The sequence below is a fragment of the Asticcacaulis sp. AC466 genome (genome assembly GCF_000495815.1).
In the GTDB taxonomy this organism is placed as follows: Bacteria; Pseudomonadota; Alphaproteobacteria; order Caulobacterales; family Caulobacteraceae; genus Asticcacaulis.
In genome coordinates this window covers 68,551-85,203 of sequence record NZ_AWGE01000022.1, presented here as the reverse complement: position 1 = coordinate 85,203, position 16,653 = coordinate 68,551, and the positions used below count along the sequence as shown (strand labels likewise).

The window sequence follows — 16,653 nt, the reverse complement described above, 5'->3', positions numbered from 1 at the left end:
GCCGCGACCCCGTCGCCGCCCAAGGACCGCGCGGCGCGCGCTGCGATCCAGGCCAGGGCTCCCGCGGCCAGGGTCGCCGGAAGCCGCAGCATCCAGACGCTGTGGCCCAGGGCATAGAGCCCGGCCGACAACAGGGGCACGAGCGGCGGCTGATCGGCATAGCCGAAGGCCGGATGTTGCCCGCACACAATGAAGTACAGCTCGTCACGGAAGATGTCGTAACTGCCCGCGAACGCCGCATGAAGGCAAAAGGCCGCAGCGGCCAATCCGGCGGCGACATAATCGATTTTAGCCCGTGAAGGTGTCGCAGTCATACTCAACGTCATGGCCCAGTCTCCTTAAAGAGCCACCTGCTTGCCATCTGCGTTTTCAGCTGACCAGCCCAAAGCCATTACTGGCGGCGAGATTGGGACGAACGGGGATGAGTGGCAACCGTTTAGGGACGAGCGGCGGGTATGGTGGGACAAGCGCGGGGGGCGTGATGAGTGCCGTGCGCGGCTTCCGCACGTAGGCTTCGTTGCCGCTGCCGTTTCCTGCCTCTCCTTGCAGCGGCGCACATCACCGATTGGACCGCAAATTCTTTTGCAGAAACGGCACAACATCCGTCGCAAAACGCCCCTCAGGCCCCCACGTCCTGTCACCCCATCCGCCGTGATATTCCTCGGCCTCATAGGGGATGTCATATTCATCGAGCTTACGCACGAAGGCCTGATTGGAATAGATGTGGTCATAAAGCGTGTCATTGCGCCCCCAGTCGATCTTGAAGGCGCGCAGGCGTTTCAGATTGGCGGCATAGACGGGAATAAGGTGATCAAGGGAAAAGCTGTTCTGCAAACGCGCCGTCAGCACCGGATCAACCACCGCCTTGCCATCCACCAGCTTTACGGGCAGGTCGGCGTATAAGGGGGGGCTATCCGGATTAGGCAGGTGCGCCTGATAGATGCTCAGGAAAATCGGGGAATAGATATCGGTTTTCAGGTCATCCAAAGTCTTGGCTGCATAGATGGTCTGCCAGTTGCCGCGCGTAAATCCGGGCTGGATGCCATTGCCTGTGCCCACGGGATGCAGGGCATAGACCACGCCGAAAATATCCGGATACTGCATTCCAAAGCGAATAGCCCCATGCCCGCCCATGCGGTCCCCCACAACGGCCCGTGAAGCATTGGTTGCCAAGGTGCGGTAATGGCTGTCGATATAGGGGACAAGCTCCCTGACCATAAAGTCCTGCCAATTGCCGGTGACCGTTGAATTGACATACCAGGAAGTCCCAAGGGCTGTGCGAAAATCGGCCGTGACCACGATCACATCGCCCAATTGTCCCTTGTCTATCGCGTCATCAAGAAGCGTCTTGGCGTCATGATTGGCAAAGGGCGCGCTCTCATCCTCACCATAGGTGTTTAGGAAATAGACCACGGGAAAGCGCCGCCCCTCCTCGGCATAATGCGGTGGAAGATAGACCGTCACCTTACGCAATGGCGAGGTGCCAATCTTGTTGTGTGAGAACTGCGCCGATTGAATCTCAACCGCTTCCAGGCGACTTTGGGCTAAGGCTGGCGCGGCCATGAACAACAGGCTTACAAGTGCGCAGGCGAGTCTTATCTTCATTGTCGCTCCCCTTAGGTCTTGCGTTTGAAGGGTACGATGAGGGTGTCCAGTTCTTTGTCGCCATCCCGGTTAAGGAAGAAGACGGTGTAGCTGTCAGGGCCTGTGCGCGAGAGGGTAAAACCATCGAAGAAATAGGTGTCGCCGTCGCGCTCAACTAAAAACCGCTCAAGGTGGGTGTCTTTCGGTTCCCAGCCGACGAGGCTTGATGTGAAATGCTTGACCTGTTGAGCGATGGTCGCGCCGATCTGAGCGAAGACCACGATCTCGTAAAACACCACACCGTCAGGGTTCATGGCGCGCACAAAGCCCGGCATGTGACCAAAGGCGATGGGCAGTTTGACATGTTCGACCGGCCCGAACGGCATCTGACCGACCCAGTCGCCTTCAAGCCATTGGAGATCACTAAGCTGACACGGTTTCGGGGGCTGACCGGGTTTAAGCAGCCGGATCATGGCGCGGGGATTGGTTTGGGCGCGGGCGTCGGTCGCGACACCGGCAAACGCCATGGCAGCGGAGAGGGCGCCGAGACAAGTCCGTCGATTGAGCACGGGTAAATCTCCTTAGGGTTCAAGTCGGTCGGTAATCATGTGTGCCGATTTCGCGCAGCATTTTAAGCTCGCCATCGGGGCCGCGTCGCCAAAGGCGCACACCGCCGCCGCTGACCGTACCGGCCTTGTCCCCGGCGCGCCAATCGACCTGAAATCTGAAATATTCTAGCGCGTAACCGCGACCCAGGTCCTGGCAATCCTCCGTCCATACCCTGACCGCATCGAAGGTCGCGCCGCGGCCGTTGTCGACATAGGCCGTGAGATAAGGCCGGATTTCCGCCATGCCGACCTTGGCCGTCGAATTGCGCGGCATGAGGATCGTGTCATCGGCATAGAAGCTCAGGCGCTTTGCCAGATCATGGTTTTTGACGCCTGCGGCATTATGTTCGTTCAATACCTTCAGCTCAGCCGCCAGAGCCGTATTGGGCGGCGACGACGGTGGCACACCCGGCATCAGATCGACAAACAAGGCGCGTTCATCAACGGGCGGGTCCACCCAGTTGCGCACCTCCGCCTTAAGGCGCAAGCTCGCATCGGCCTGCCTTTCCCAGACAAGCAGGTACTTGCCTTCCGCCGCCTCAGCCTGGCCGTTGGTCAGCCGCCAGGTGATGTTAAAGCCGCCGGTTTCAATCAGGGTCTGGCCGAAATCGAAGACTTCGCGGACCTTAGGTTGATAGGCCGTGATCTGTCGTTTGGCGCGCATCGCCGCCTGCCAGGCCTTAATCTGCGCCTTGCCGTAAAGCGCGGGTTGGGGGTCATTCAGGCTTCGGGCATTCTCAAGATATAGCGATCCGGCGTTCTGGCTTAACAGGGCGCGTCCAAGCGCCAGGTGGGCAGTCACGGCCTGGTCATAGCCCTGGTCGCCGGACGTTTGCACCGCCAAGGACGACGGGGGAGAGATGGCTGGTTGGGCCCTGATGTCCGGTGGTGCCGCAACCGCAGACATGCCAAAGGCCTGAATCGAGACACATATTAAACCAATCAGCCATTTGCGCATGGGGCGTGTCTCCGTGGGTTGCTACATCAGATTTGCAGCATCGCCTCTGTGGCGGCCAGCCGCAGATCGCCGAACGGGAGAGTGGTTCCGCCGAGCGGGATGGGCGCGTAAATGCAGATATGCTATGTCATGACCATGCCCCCACACGCTTCACCCGCGCTCACTCGTGTCTTCACCATTGCCGGCATATGGCTGATCATCGGATTGGTCATGGGAGGACAATGGTACGTCAATGATCTGGCCTATGACGCTGCCAAGCCGTGGTGGGTCTATTGCGCAGCGCTGGTGGCCTCCATGCTTTGGGCCGCCATGACGCCGATGGTATTTGCTCTTGCCGGCCGCATTGGTTTTGAACGCGGCCGCGCCCTGCGTTGCATCGGCCTGCATATCGTGACCGGTCTGCTGCTGTCCGTGGCGCACACCCTTGTTTACGTCTTCATTCTGTCTCTGATCTTCGGTAGCGGCGAGAACATGTTGTGGCGTAAGATGGCCGGTAGCCTTCAGGGCAATCTGCTGACCTATGCCACGCTGACCGGTATCGTCATCGCGGGGCGCGCCTATCGTCGACTGACCGTCCATGAACTCGATGCCGCCCGACTGCAAACCCAATTGGCCGAAGCCCAAACCGCCGCCTTGCGCGCGCAGTTGCAGCCGCACTTTTTGTTCAATGCGCTCAATGCCATTTCCGCGCTGGTCCGTTCAGAACCGCTCAAGGCCGAACGCATGATCGCTCGCCTTGGCGACCTGTTGCGCCTGTCGATCCACGGCCACCGCGGCGCTCAGACGACGCTGGGTGACGAACTGGATTTCACGGATGCCTATCTGGCCATTGAGGAAGCCCGGTTGGGGGAGCGGCTGACGCTAGTGCGCGATATTGCCCCCGATGCCCTTAGCGCCGTTTTGCCATCTTTGTTGCTGCAACCGCTCGTCGAGAATGCCGTGCGCCATGGCATAGCTCCTCTGCCAGAGGGCGGCACCATCACCTTGATGGCACGGATTGCGGAGGGGCACCTGCATTTGACGGTCCGAGATGATGGCGCAGGGGCCGGAGTGGTCAGGGAAGGGGTCGGCCTGACCAATAGTCGCCGCCGTCTGGAAAGGCTTTGTGACGGGGGCTTCGACATTGTCACCGCACCGGGGCGAGGCTTTCGTATTGATGTCCGGATACCCCAAGGAGCCGTGGCTTGATCCGCACTCTGATCGTCGATGACGAGCCTCTAGCCAGGCTTCGGTTGCGAAATCTGCTCGCGGCGGAAAGTGGCTTTAGTCTTATCGGCGAGGCTCATCATGGGGAGCTGGCCGTCACCCTGATCGAGGCTGAGCGGCCCGATCTGGTCTTTCTTGACGTTCAGATGCCGACCATGACCGGTTTCGAAGTTATCGCGGCCATAGGCGTCGACGCAATGCCGACGACGGTTTTCGTTACCGCCTATGATGAATTCGCGGTCAAGGCGTTCGAGGCTCAGGCCGTCGACTATCTGCTCAAACCTTTTGACGATATCCGCTTCGGTCAGGTTCTGGATCGGGTACGCAGGGGCCGCGCACCACTAGGTGAACGGCTAAAGCCAGTGATGGACCTGATTCCGACGCCGCCACGCCTGATCGCCCGCTCTAGGGGGGCGACCCGAATTATCGGTTTTGAGGAAATAGACTGGATTTCGGCGGCAGGGGATTATGCTGAGGTCCATTGCGGCCATCGCGCATGGCTGGTCAATGAGTCCTTGTCCGCCCTGACCAAGCGCCTGCCGATCGCCGATTTCGCCCGTATTCATCGGAGTGCGATTGTTCGATTGGACAGGGTAACTGAAGTCACGACCACCGCTCACGGAGATGGGACCCTGATACTAAAGACCGGAATGCAAATGAGGTTTAGCCGTCGCTACCGATCGTCGGTTGTTTCATGGCTTAGAGGCGGGACCAAACCGAGAGCATAAAATCTGGGAAGGGAAGCCCCGATGCCGCAGCCGCCAATCCGGCGGCCACATAATCGATTTTAGCCCGCGAAGGTGTCGCAGTCATACTCAACGTCATGGCCCAGTCTCCTTAAAGAGCCACCTGCTTGCCATCTGCGTTTTCAGCTGACCAGCCCAAAGCCATTACTGGCGGCGAGATTGGGGCGAACGGGGATGAGTGGCAACCGTCCAGGGACGAGCGGCGGGTATGGCGGGACAAGCCGTCGCGGCTATGAGACGCCCTTGGGAAGGCCCGCAAACATCTGGTGGGAACAGGCGTGCATCGTCCACTTCCGTTAGTGGCCTAAAGGAGACATTTGTACGTTTGCTCAAAGCGGGAAATGCGGACAAACACCTAGTCAATCCGCTACTCATAGTCTGTCGCGGAAAATGCCTGGTTCAGACACAATGCTACTTATCGTGAGCATTTAAGAGTATGTTCGATTCCAAATGGCCGAAAAAGAAGTTCGCAAACCAAGCAAGGGCATTACGGACGTGCTTGCAAACAATTTGCGGCGTTTTCGGCATGATCGGCATTTATCCCAAGAAAAACTAGCGGAGCTTTGCGGGTTACACAGAACCTATGTTGGTTCTGTAGAGCGCGGCGAAAGGAACGTCACGTTAAGTACCTTGGAAACTTTTGCCACCGTTTTAGAAATTGGCGTCCCTGAACTGCTCACGACGATGAAAAGCACTGAAAAATTGTCAGCCGGAAAAGCAAATGAGCAATAATATATTACCGCTGCAAAAAGTATACAGTTCCGACACATCAACCTACACACAGAAGACGGTGCGCCTTCGCCTAGAAGCGCTATTCCTAAACAACGTAGGTCTTGTGCTAACCAGAGATCAGATTTTAGCGGCAGCCACTGATCCTGTGACACAAAAAGAGCCGGAAAACTGGCATCAACGACTGTCCGAACTGCGCACCGATTCAGGCTACACGATTTTGTCTTGGCGTGATTGGAATGCCCTGAAGCCCCAGGAATACGTGTTGGCAAGTGTTGAGAAGCGTGACATTGCCGGCAAACGTGTTCGTCCCACCACTAAAACTTGGGCTAAAGTTATGGCTCGCGCAAATAGCGCGTGTGAATGGAAAGAAGATGGTCAGTCGTGTGGATTGGCCCAGGGTGCCGTGGACCCGATTGGGGGTGGCACAGTCAAACTCACACCCGACCATGTCACCCCTCACTCTGTCGATCCTAATAGCGACCCTGAGAACCCTGATCAATGGCAGGCGTTATGCGGTCGTCATCAGGTCATGAAAAAGAATTTTTGGGACGGTGCTACTGGTAAGGTTAATGTAATTGCTATCCTTCAAGCCGCCGGCACAGCTCAGAAAAAGGAAGCGCTCGATTTTCTAAAGCAATTTTTTGGAGAAAACGGTTAGAGATTGAGCGGCATATCTAACAAATCCGCTTTTCCCAAAAGCCGGGCGCTCACACCTTTGGAGACGGCTTTAAGCCGTGCCGCTCCCTCTCGAGAGCGCAACGCCTTCAAAGCGACTTCTTGAGCATCGATAGGAAGGCGAATCCTATAAACGCAGTCTGTAATGGCTGCCATACCACTAACCACCATTCCTACTTTTTCATGTAGTTTTCGATCAACGCGCGCCATTAGAATGTCGCCGGCCTGAGCGACAACCAACTTTTTGTTTTCCAGCATCGGCATGGCTGAAGGTAAATTTATTAAGCCAGATTCCGAAGCCAGATAGTCCGATGTATGAAATATTGGGTATCTAGAATCCCTAGCTTCGACAGTACCTACTGATCCTCTGACGACCTCCGCTCCCAGATGTCGAAGAGTTGTTACCTCTTTACCATGGTCAATTTTTGAGGAATGATAGTCGTAATCAAGCCGCTGCTCACCGTCAGCTTTGCTCACAAATATAGATTCCAACAAACCGTCCAAAGCGTCATATCTAAGTAGCTTTATTTTATCGCACTGATGTGCTTCTTTTGTAATAAAAATTATAAAGCACCGTGCATCGGTGTCATGAAATGAGTTTTGCGGGAGCTGTAATACACAATCTATTCGATGATTGGCAATAATAGCACTTCTAAGGGACTTAGCTCTATAACCTGTTATCATGCCATCAGGCATAATCATCGCGACTATTCCACCTGAGCGAACCAGCCTTAAATTCTGCGCCAGAAAAATGATCTCTGCCGACACGTCAGCAACGGTTACACACGCATCTTCGAGACGAGCGGATTGTAGAATATCGGCATAGTCCCGTTTCCATTCAGGCCGAAAAAAAGGAGGATTACATACTGCCAGGTCGAAGAAGTTATCTAACCCTAGGACATTCGGCAATTTTGGGTCGAACACATCGTGGCAAATGTGGGTATGCCTGACCGCCCCTGAGTTCAGAAGGCATGAACGTAAAGGTTCTACGCATGCGGGGTCGATATCAACGGTTACCGCCTCGGCGTTGCTCGACCATTTACAAACTGCTCCAGACAACGAACCATTTCCCGCTCCGAGGTCAATGACAGTCCTAATATTACGGTTAGCAATTTGAGCGGTTAGAAGATCGCCGACCTCGTAACGTGTGTAAAACCGGTTAAGGTTGTCCTCCCGTATAGCTCGGAATCTCGATACTTTTGGGGACGATGCGGTAGCCACGTTATTTCGATCCTATCCAAGGGGCACCTCCCCCCAACTTGGCTACTCATAGTCATCTGTCGACACCAACAAGTCAAGCGAACTCCGTAGCGAGCTGATGATTATATCCAGAAATCTATCTTGACAAGTTGCCAATACGTTCCCGTTTCGAAAAAATGTTCTGGTTGTGACCGGAGCGACATATTTAGTATTGTTGGCCAATGGTTGTTCAATATGTGGTGTTTAGGCGGCGATTAAGTGGCGAACTTCCAAGGACGTAACAGGCTAACGAACCATATCGACCGCCGAGTTACGCAGTCGATTTTATGCGCGTGACGACGTTGCCCCATTCAATGATCCGCTTGGTCAGAGAAATTTAATCGGCGATGACCGCTTACGGACGCTCCGGCTGTTGGCTCGGCAGGTGTCCGCTTTGGGCGCGAAGGCGAAGGCAGGTAGCCCCCCATCTTCCTGAGGTCCATAGGGAATAGTAGCTTCCCTTGATCCACCGGGCTGCGGCGTCTGCCGTGTCTTCAGGACGGGTGTTGAAGGCAATCGCGGCACCCGGGGCGCCTTTGTGCACGGCGTTCACATCGGCTTCGAACAGTCGCAGGTTCTTTGGCGGTATCCTCAAGCCTCCGCCTATGGTCACGCAGTCATAGGTCGTCGTACGGCCCGTATCGCGGGACAAGTGCGGGGAGGTGATGAGTCCCGCGGTAGGTCCCAAATGCGGAGTTGGGCGCACACCCGCAGCAGATTACGTCAATTTGCTGAGGTTGTAGCCAGGCCGCCTCACTTCGTATTTAATGTATTGTCATATGTGAATTTATTTTCATATATGGATGGATCGTCACGCACGCACGCACGGGCGTGGCTCACGCATCGAAAGAGACGGAGAAGAGGACCGATGTCTGGTAATTGGACGCGACGAGGCGTGTTGCAAACGGGTATGTTGACCTCTGCCGCCAGTGCGCTTGCCGGGGTACTGGGCGGAGCATTGGGCGCCTTGCCTCTACGCGCCATGGCGACAGGCTCTGACAATACGCATTCCCTCTGGTTTGATGCGCCTGCCGAACGCTGGGTCGATGGTTTGCCGGTCGGCAATGGCCGGTTGGGCGCCATGGTGCGCGGCGGAATCGTGGAGGAGATCATCTCGCTCAACGAGGATACACTCTGGTCAGGCTATCCGACCGAGACCGCCAATCCCGATGCTATATCGACACTGGCCGGTGTCCGCGAAGCTGTTTTTGCCGGCGACTATCACAAGGCAGATCAACTGGCCAAGCGGATGCAGGGGCCGTACAGCCAGAGTTATGCCCCCTTGGCGGATTTAAAACTCTCAATGCGGCACGCCGGGACCGTGACGGCCTACCGGCGTGAGCTGGCGCTTGACCAGGCGGTTGCGGCGACACGCTATGTCATCGGGCGCACACAGTATCGCCGTGACGTGTTCGCTTCCCATCCCGATCAAGTCGTGGTCGTGCGATTGTCAGCCGAGGGCGGCACCATCGCATTCGATGCGACGCTCGACACACAACTCCGCGCCGAAGTAAGCGCGACGGGGCATCGGCTTCTGTTGCGTGGCAAGGCGCCGGCGGCGTGTGCGCCGGACTATCGAAATGTCGCTGAGCCCGTCGTTTATGACGATGCCTTAGGCAAGGGCATGGCATTCGTGGTCGCCATTGATGTTGAAGCAGACGGGGGCGAGGTTTTTTCGCAAGGGAACATGATCTGCGTCCGCGGCGCCCGCGAAGTCGTCCTGCGGATCGCGGCGGCAACGGGTTTTCGAAGCTTCAATCTGATGCCGGATCTGCCGGTCAAAGTGATCGAGGCGCACGCCATCGATACCCTTTCGGCGGCCCGTAAGAGGCCCTTTGCCGATCTGCTGTCCCGCCACACCGCCGACCACCAAAGCCTGTATCGCCGGTCCGCCCTCCGGCTGGACGCCGATGCTACCTCTGGCACGACGGCGGCACGGCGTGAAGCCAATGCGGTTCACACCGATCCGGCCCTTGCCGCCCTGTTGTTCCATTTCGGTCGCTATCTTCTGATCGCCAGTTCGCGTCCGGGCACGCAGCCTGCGAATTTGCAGGGCATATGGAACGCCAAAGTGCGTCCGCCGTGGAGCAGCAACTACACCACCAATATCAATGTTCAGATGAACTATTGGCCGGCGGAAGTGACCAATCTGTCCGATTGTCACCGCCCTTTGCTCGACTGGATCGCGCGCGTTGCGGACAATGGCCGGAAGGTCGCCCGTGACTATTACGGGATGCCCGGTTGGTGCCTGCACCACAACAGCGACATTTGGGCGATGGCCAATCCGGTGGGGGAAACGACCGGCGACCCCTTCTGGGCGAACTGGCCGATGGGCGGACCGTGGCTTGCTCAGCATCTCTGGCAGCACTACGCCTTTAGTGGCGACCTCGCGTTTCTGAGGCAGACGGCCTATCCGTTGATGCGCGGATGCGCCGAGTTTTGTGCCGCCTGGCTGGTAAAGGATTCGGGTGGCGAATATTTGACGACCGCGCCGTCCATCTCTCCTGAAAACGAGTTTCTTGCGCCGGACGGCAAGCCGGCGGCGATCAGTGCCGGCTGCACCATGGACCTGGCGCTCACGCGCGAAATCTTCGCCAATTGCATCCAGGCGGCAGATCGACTGGGCACGGATGCCGCCTTTGCGCAACGGCTGCGGTCTTTGATGACGCAACTGGAACCCTATCGTATTGGCCATCTTGGTCAATTGCAGGAATGGTCCCAGGATTTCGAAGAAGCCGATCCCGGTCACCGCCACATCTCTCATCTCTATGCCTTTTATCCGGGAGACGAGATGGCACAGCCGGGCACCCGACACCTGGCGCAGGCGGCCACCGCTTCGATGCTGCGGCGTGAGGCAAACGGTGGGGCCGCGACAGGGTGGAGCCGCGCCTGGGCGACGGCCATCTGGGCGCGTGCCGGGGATGGCGTGCGGTCAGGAAACTCAGTCGATTTGTTCTTCAGAAATAGTACGCTCGATAATCTGTTCGATACGCATCCATCGCCAACGGGTCCGATCTTCCAGATCGACGGAAACTTCGGGATGACCGCAGCGATTGCGGAGATGCTGTTGCAAAGTCATCAGGGCGCAATCGCCCTGCTGCCCGCCCTTCCGCCAGCCTGGCATAGCGGTGAGGTTCGCGGGCTTCGGGCCAGGGGCGGGATCACCGTCGATCAAATCTGGACAGACAACCGGCTGCAAAGCGCGCGACTCCATCTGGAACATGCGGGCGTGACGTCGGTTCGCCTGCCCACAGGATGCCGCCTGGTTTCGGCGACCGCCGCCGGCCGAAAGGTATCCGTTCAGTTTGACGCAGACCTGTTTCGGTTTGAAGGTTCGGCGGACGACACCATAGATCTCACCTTCGACAGGAGCTGAGATCCCTCAATGACGGACCTCTGAAGTCCGGCGGTGCAGAGGCCTTGGCCTAGTTTCCCTTGATCCACCGGGCCGCAGCGTCTGCCGTGTCTTCGGGACGGGTGTTGAAGGCAATCGCCGCACCCGGCGCCCCTTTGTGCACGGCGTTCACAACGGCCTCGAACAGTAACAGACTCTTCGGCGGTATCCGCACGCCCCCGCCTATGATCACGCAGTCATAGGTCGTGGTGGCCAGTTGCGCGGTCAACATCTCAATCCCGGCATCGTCCGGTGAGATCATGCAGATGTCTCCGTGCCAGCCTTTTTCCGCGATACGGACGGCGGCGAGATCGATCCCCGCCTGTATCTTGGCGGCATCGAAGCCTGGCGGCAGGGCGGGATCGGAAAAGTCGACGGTGTCGGGCTTCTGGCCGACAAAAAGTACCTTGGTCATGGTGTGTCTCCTGATTTGGGTGGGGGGGCTGTTGGGTAGCGATTTTAGCGGTCGAAGGTGGCGGTCAGGAATTGGCCGATCAGATCAAGCGCCTTTTCAGACGCGGCCAGGGTCCCGACATTGGCCGGGAAGACGTGGGCCATGCCCTGCCAGACATTCAGGCGCACATCCGACCCTGCGGCCTGAGCGCGACGGGCATAGCGCCGGGCATCGTCGAGCAGAATTTCATCTTCGCCGACATGGATGTGGATCGGCGGCAGGTCAGCCAGGCTGCCATACAGGGGCGATGCCGTTTCCATATCTGCGGCTTGACCATTGAGATAGAGGGCGGCCGTTCGGCTCAGCATGTCCCGGGTCAGTAACGGATCTGCTTCGGCCCGCTCGGTCATGCTGGCTCCGGTGAGGGCCAGGTCGGTCCAGGGCGACATCGCCACACCGGCGATCGGCGCCAGGACCTTCCCCGCAACGGCCTCCGCCTGCATAAGGGCCAGAAGCGTCAGCGCCAGGCCACCGCCCGCCGAGTCACCGGCAATCGCGATCGACTTTGGCGCCAGGTCGCAAAGACCGCGATAGACGGCCACCGCGTCGGTCACTGCGGCTGGGAACGGGTGCTCCGGCGCGAGGCGATAATCCGGCACAAAGGTCGCCGACCGCGTCCGTGCGGCGATCTGGCCGGCGAGATGGCGAAAGGCGCGCGCCGACCCCAGGACGTAGGCGCCGCCATGGCAGTAAAGTATAAATTTATCAGGCCGTTTGTCGGGGGGCAGGCACCAGATGCCGGGCACGCCGCCGACCGTTCCGGCTTCGTAGGTAATGCCCGGCGCATCCGGCGTGTGCTCCATGACTTCGTCAAACAGACCGCGCGCGGCGGGGCTATTGATCGTCCCCTTGATGGGCGCCAGCGCCTGCCGCATCGCCGCGACGGTGCCGGCGTCTTTGTCGTCGAGCGCATGAAAGATTTCAGTGGAGGATGACATGGTGTTTCTCCTGAAAGATTTGAGGGCGACAGTGACGGTTAGAGGTTTGCCCATTGGGCGGCGGCGTCGGTGGCGAAAGCCCGGTAAGAACGGGGCGGGTGACCAAGCAGGTGCGTGAGGCGTGTCAGGTCGCTTTCCGTGGCGACGGCTCCGTCGGCCTGATAACGCGCGAACATTAAGCGCAGGTCGAGCGCGTGCCAGGCCGGTAGCATGGCTTTCAGGCGTTGCTCCATGGACACCAGGTCGTTGCCGCCATGGCGGACGGCGCGGCCAAGCGCGTGTGTCCATATGTCGGCAATATCCGGTCCGGTGAGGGCGTCGGGACCGACCAGATTGTAGGTTTCGATGCCAAGGGGCGCAGGGCTTTGGTCGCGACGGACCAATTCGTTTGCGGCGGCCTCTCCGATGTCACGCACATCGACCATCGACAGCCCCTTGTCGCCAATCGGAGCCGCATAGATACCTGCGTTCAGCAACGGTTCCTTCTGACGAATATCGTTTTGAATGAAGTAGGCGGGGCGCAAGACGGTGGCGGGCAAACCCAGGTCCGCGATCATACGCTCGACCGTATATTTTCCGGCAAAGTGCGGCACGTCGCTATAGGCCTCGCTCTGGAAGACCGACAGGTAGACTATACCCGTCACGCCGGCCTCACGCGCCAGGTTAAGCGCCAGCATGGACTGGGTCAGTTCGTCCGGAACATTCGGGGCCAGCAGAAACATTGTGCTGACGCCGTCGAGTGCGGCGCGCATGGACTCGATGTCGGCCAAATCGCCGCGGACGGCGCGCACACCGGCGGGCAGGTGCGCATTGTCCGGCGATCGGGTCAGGGCGCGAATATCTGTGGCGCGGCCATTTAGCGACGATAGAACCTGCGAACCTATCGTGCCCGTGCTGCCAGTAACAAGAATAGCCATGGTCGGAGTCCTTGGGAATGATGCGAGACCGAAGTGTCTCTGCCAGCAAGATAGCAGTTTCAAATTTGCTAAGAAGATGGCAAATATGAGATTGGGTGTCTCATATACGGAACGCAAACATGGACCTCGAAGCCTTGTCCTATTTCAACCTTGTGGCCGCTCATGGTGGCTTTGGTAAGGCTGGCCGGGTCTCAGGCCGCCCAAAGGCGACGTTGTCGCGCCGGGTTGCCGAACTTGAACGAAGCCTTGGGGTGCGGTTGATAGACCGGGGATCGCAGTCCCTGCGCCTGACGGAGGAGGGGCGGACGCTTTACGAGCGGACCGATGGGCTGTTGTCGCAGGTCGCCGAAGCGGGTGAAGCGGTCGTCCTGGGGGCGGCGACACCGCGCGGCCGGCTGCGCGTCAGTGCGCCCGTTGTGCTGGCGCATGTGGCGTTCGGGCGTATTGGCGCGCGATTTGCCATGGCTTACCCTGAGGTCCAGCTTGAGATCGTCGCCGAAGATCGCAAGGTCGACCCGATAGAAGATGGTTATGACCTGGTCATCCGCATCGATCCGTCTCCCGATGAACGTCTCATCGGCAGGTGCTTCCTGCACGATCGCCGCGTGGTCGTGGCGCCCGTAAATATGCCTGTGCCTCCGGAACGCACAGGTGACGTCAAGGCCGTGGTCCTGTCTACGACGCCCGCCGGCGCGACCTGGCCAATCGTCACGGCAGACGGAGAGGCGGTCTTCACCCCCAGCCCGGTGCTGCGCTTGTCCTCTTTGCTGATGGTCAGGGAAGCCGTCTTGGCGGGGGCGGGGGCCGCGCTTTTGCCGTCCCTTCTGGTGGCCGGCGATATAGATGCCGGTCGCGTCGCCTATTGGGGAACCCAGGCGGGACCACCCGTTGAAATCTGGGCGCTGCAAAGTTCACGTCGTCTTATCGGTGCGAAGGTACGGGCGTTTCTCGATGTCCTTGAGGCAACCTTCCCCAAGAAGGCCTTTACGGCGCCGTTATAGTTCGGCGTTCTCTCAGGTCAGCCCTAGTGGCCCGTAGATCTTTGCCGAGTGCGACAGCAGTCATTCCCATTTCGCAAATTGCTGTGTGCTTGGGCAGTTGGCGCAATCGACGGCGGGGCGGCATTTCTGGGTCGTCAGCAGGTCGTCGATTAAGCTGTCGAGGTCATCCGCCGTTTTAATCTCGCTGATGTTGCGCGCAAAGTGATCCGGCGTGAAACTGCATGGGGCGATGTAGCCGCGCTCATCGATGAACAGGAAGGAGTCCGCCACGCGACATTCGGGGACAGGGAAAACCTCGCCCAGGGTTGTCCCTCGTATACGGCGCAAATAATCGTCTCCGCCGATTAGTCGTGTGCCTTGCTGTTCGAGAGACGTGCGCAAGGCCGGCAATTCGGTTTCGAGCCAGGTGATGTCATCCAGGCTCAGGCGGTGGGCGGGATAGAACTCCGGGCGGTCGCGTCCACCAAGCTGGTTGAAGCAGATCTCGTCAATGCCCCAACTCGCGATTTCATGGCAAAGCTCACCAAACGTGCGAACATTGTCTTGCATCAGCACGACATTGGCGCGCAGCGTCAGGGATGAGGCGCATGCCTGGAGTTCGGCATTCAGGTCGTATACGCCTGTTTTTAGTTTGCTGAACGCGCCTTTCCAGCCACGCCTGTTGTCGTGAAAGTCGGTAAAGCCGTCGATGGAAACGGTCAGTTCCGAGTAGGTGTCCAGCACGTGCCGGCGTATGCGCGGGCTATTCAGCGCCGTGCCATTGGTCGTCGTGCTGATCCGCAGTCCGGCGTCGTGGGCGGCGTGTGTCAGGGGCTCTAATTCAGGCCACAGAAAAGGCTCGCCGCCCAGCCAGCTCAACAGGACCTGCCGCCTATGTTGCACCTGCCATTGGTGCAGCACAGCGATGAAGGCGATCACCTGTTCCGGTTGCGCCTGCGACCCGTCAATATCCAACCGTTTGTCGTAGGCGCAAAACGGGCAGGATAGATTACAATGGTTCAGCACCCATCCAGACGATAATCATCCGGCGATCCTCAGGCGTCGAAGGCCGCGACGCGGGCGCGGATGGCGGGGCAAGCGCGGTGAGGTGATGACTCACGGTCGATTGCAAACGCCGGGTTGGGAGTGTGCCGACTGCCAATATTTCCGGCTTGGGCGGGAAGACGAAGTCAGTCCCACAATTCGATCTGGCCAGTGCGTGCCTGTATTGACCCGTCATGCCCTTCCGCTATTGTAAGGCATGAAACGCCCCCTGCTTTGCCTTGAAACGTTGAAGTCTTGGAAAGGGCTCGACGCTTTCTACAAAGCTTTCGAGGCTCGCGGCTACGCAGCGCACCGGTGTCATATCGATCTGGTGAGGGCTTCCGATCCAGGCTCCGAGTGGCAGGATAGTCTCATGCTCTATTGGGAAGAGCTTGCGAAAGAGACATTGTCCTCCGGCTGGATATCGGGGGTTCGCGGTGAAAATCTGCCTGGCTTCTATCGATCCCCATTTCTTGACTTTATTGAAGCCTCAGAGAAACCGAATCAGTCTTTGGGAGAAAAGCGCGTAACGGTACACCCTTTGGTTGCGTCTTATAATGCGCGCCGGTCGGCGGCGTTACGTGGTGGAACGTCACCTGAAGCGCCAAAATATTTCGATCCTCAGGCCCGCGTAAAGGTTGCTGAATATAATCGAATGGGAGTGTCGGCCACGGACTGGGATGGCAAGGCCAATGCATTTGCGGCTATCTTTCGGGAAAAAGCCGAGGCTGCGGGCTTCGAACGGGGAAAACCAGTTGAGTTGTTTGGGGGTATTATCAATCGGCTATGGTTTCGGCGGCCGGGCCCGGATGGATGCTTTTTTTGCATTGGTTATCAGAAGATCGGACCGAGGGGCATGTCTTGGTGTTTGCCCCTTGAATTCTGGATTTCTTCAGCCGATTCTCCAGGTGAAAGGAGGGAGCTGGACTTACAGACTGTTATTCCGGGCCTGCGGAATTACCTATTATTCGGTAGGGTATTGTATCCCATGGCCTATTATGCCGATACGGAGGAAATGGCAAAGTGTGCGACGATAGGCATACAGGCCGTGGTTACCGCCTATGCCATTTTAATTGAATCTCTGTCGTGGTGACAACGGGAGAGGCCGGTTTGCCGACTGTGCACAGCCACCTATTGTTTCCGCGTTGGACGGATATGATTGAAAGTCCTCATCCGCG

General features: G+C 58.1%; 15 protein-coding genes and 1 pseudogene. 7 read left to right on the top strand and 9 right to left on the bottom strand.

The genetic code is table 11. The features are described from left to right. From AEAC466_RS0122855 to AEAC466_RS41325, 4 genes and pseudogenes are all read right to left on the bottom strand, one after another. Positions 1 to 326: pseudogene (locus tag AEAC466_RS0122855) on the bottom strand (hypothetical protein); the annotation flags it as partial. A gap of 232 nt (positions 327 to 558) precedes the next feature. Next, on the bottom strand, positions 559 to 1,605 hold the full coding sequence (locus tag AEAC466_RS41335) for an alpha/beta hydrolase (protein ID WP_023459863.1): 1,047 nt from the start codon (positions 1,603 to 1,605) through the stop codon (positions 559 to 561). Positions 1,606 to 1,616: 11 nt separating this feature from the next. Next, a complete protein-coding gene (locus AEAC466_RS41330; RefSeq protein ID WP_155913846.1) occupies positions 1,617 to 2,153 on the bottom strand; it encodes a DUF6265 family protein in 537 nt (178 codons plus the stop codon). Between the two features lie 19 nt (positions 2,154 to 2,172). After that, on the bottom strand, positions 2,173 to 3,150 hold the full coding sequence (locus AEAC466_RS41325; protein ID WP_023459861.1) for a YybH family protein: 978 nt from the start codon (positions 3,148 to 3,150) through the stop codon (positions 2,173 to 2,175). A 129-nt stretch (positions 3,151 to 3,279) separates the two neighbouring features. Between AEAC466_RS41325 and AEAC466_RS41320 the strand changes: the two genes are divergently transcribed. From AEAC466_RS41320 to AEAC466_RS41310, 4 genes are all read left to right on the top strand, one after another. Next, positions 3,280 to 4,338, top strand: coding sequence for a sensor histidine kinase (locus AEAC466_RS41320; RefSeq protein WP_235074348.1), 1,059 nt, complete (start codon positions 3,280 to 3,282; stop codon positions 4,336 to 4,338). Then, positions 4,335 to 5,084, top strand: a complete 750-nt coding sequence (locus tag AEAC466_RS41315; RefSeq protein ID WP_023459859.1) for a LytR/AlgR family response regulator transcription factor — start codon at positions 4,335 to 4,337, stop codon at positions 5,082 to 5,084. Before AEAC466_RS41320 ends, AEAC466_RS41315 begins: the two co-directional genes overlap by 4 nt. Before the next feature lie 468 nt (positions 5,085 to 5,552). After that, positions 5,553 to 5,834: a helix-turn-helix domain-containing protein gene (locus AEAC466_RS44270; protein WP_081714735.1), complete on the top strand. Its 282-nt coding sequence runs from the start codon at positions 5,553 to 5,555 to the stop codon at positions 5,832 to 5,834. Continuing rightward, entirely contained in the window at positions 5,824 to 6,492 is a 669-nt protein-coding gene (locus tag AEAC466_RS41310) for an HNH endonuclease (RefSeq protein ID WP_023459858.1), read from the top strand. The genes AEAC466_RS44270 and AEAC466_RS41310 overlap by 11 nt, the downstream gene beginning before the upstream one ends. Here AEAC466_RS41310 and AEAC466_RS41305 read toward each other — a convergent pair. Then, a complete protein-coding gene (locus AEAC466_RS41305; protein WP_081714734.1) occupies positions 6,489 to 7,730 on the bottom strand; it encodes an N-6 DNA methylase in 1,242 nt (413 codons plus the stop codon). The genes AEAC466_RS41310 and AEAC466_RS41305 overlap by 4 nt on opposite strands. A 928-nt stretch (positions 7,731 to 8,658) precedes the next feature. Here AEAC466_RS41305 and AEAC466_RS41300 point away from each other — a divergent pair. Continuing rightward, positions 8,659 to 11,124, top strand: coding sequence for a glycoside hydrolase family 95 protein (locus AEAC466_RS41300; RefSeq protein WP_023459856.1), 2,466 nt, complete (start codon positions 8,659 to 8,661; stop codon positions 11,122 to 11,124). 49 nt (positions 11,125 to 11,173) lie between these two features. Here AEAC466_RS41300 and AEAC466_RS41295 read toward each other — a convergent pair whose 3' ends face one another. From AEAC466_RS41295 to AEAC466_RS41285, 3 genes are read right to left on the bottom strand one after another with little or no spacing between them, the layout of a single operon-like run. Continuing rightward, positions 11,174 to 11,557: a hypothetical protein gene (locus AEAC466_RS41295; RefSeq protein WP_023459855.1), complete on the bottom strand. Its 384-nt coding sequence runs from the start codon at positions 11,555 to 11,557 to the stop codon at positions 11,174 to 11,176. Positions 11,558 to 11,601: 44 nt separating this feature from the next. Continuing rightward, positions 11,602 to 12,534: an alpha/beta hydrolase fold domain-containing protein gene (locus tag AEAC466_RS41290; protein WP_023459854.1), complete on the bottom strand. Its 933-nt coding sequence runs from the start codon at positions 12,532 to 12,534 to the stop codon at positions 11,602 to 11,604. A 38-nt stretch (positions 12,535 to 12,572) separates the two neighbouring features. Continuing rightward, positions 12,573 to 13,451 (bottom strand): NmrA/HSCARG family protein, encoded by an 879-nt coding sequence (locus AEAC466_RS41285; protein WP_023459853.1) that lies wholly within the window; start codon positions 13,449 to 13,451, stop codon positions 12,573 to 12,575. A gap of 119 nt (positions 13,452 to 13,570) precedes the next feature. Between AEAC466_RS41285 and AEAC466_RS41280 the strand changes: the two genes are divergently transcribed. Then, a complete protein-coding gene (locus AEAC466_RS41280; protein ID WP_023459852.1) occupies positions 13,571 to 14,452 on the top strand; it encodes a LysR family transcriptional regulator in 882 nt (293 codons plus the stop codon). Positions 14,453 to 14,512: 60 nt separating this feature from the next. On the opposite strand, the gene AEAC466_RS41275 is transcribed toward AEAC466_RS41280, so the two are convergent. After that, positions 14,513 to 15,457, bottom strand: a complete 945-nt coding sequence (locus AEAC466_RS41275; RefSeq protein WP_081714732.1) for a radical SAM protein — start codon at positions 15,455 to 15,457, stop codon at positions 14,513 to 14,515. A gap of 235 nt (positions 15,458 to 15,692) precedes the next feature. Here AEAC466_RS41275 and AEAC466_RS41270 point away from each other — a divergent pair, with 235 nt between their 5' ends. After that, the gene (locus AEAC466_RS41270) at positions 15,693 to 16,568 is read left to right on the top strand and encodes a hypothetical protein (protein ID WP_023459850.1); all 876 of its coding nucleotides are present in this window, start codon (positions 15,693 to 15,695) and stop codon (positions 16,566 to 16,568) included. Positions 16,569 to 16,653: the final 85 nt, after the last annotated feature.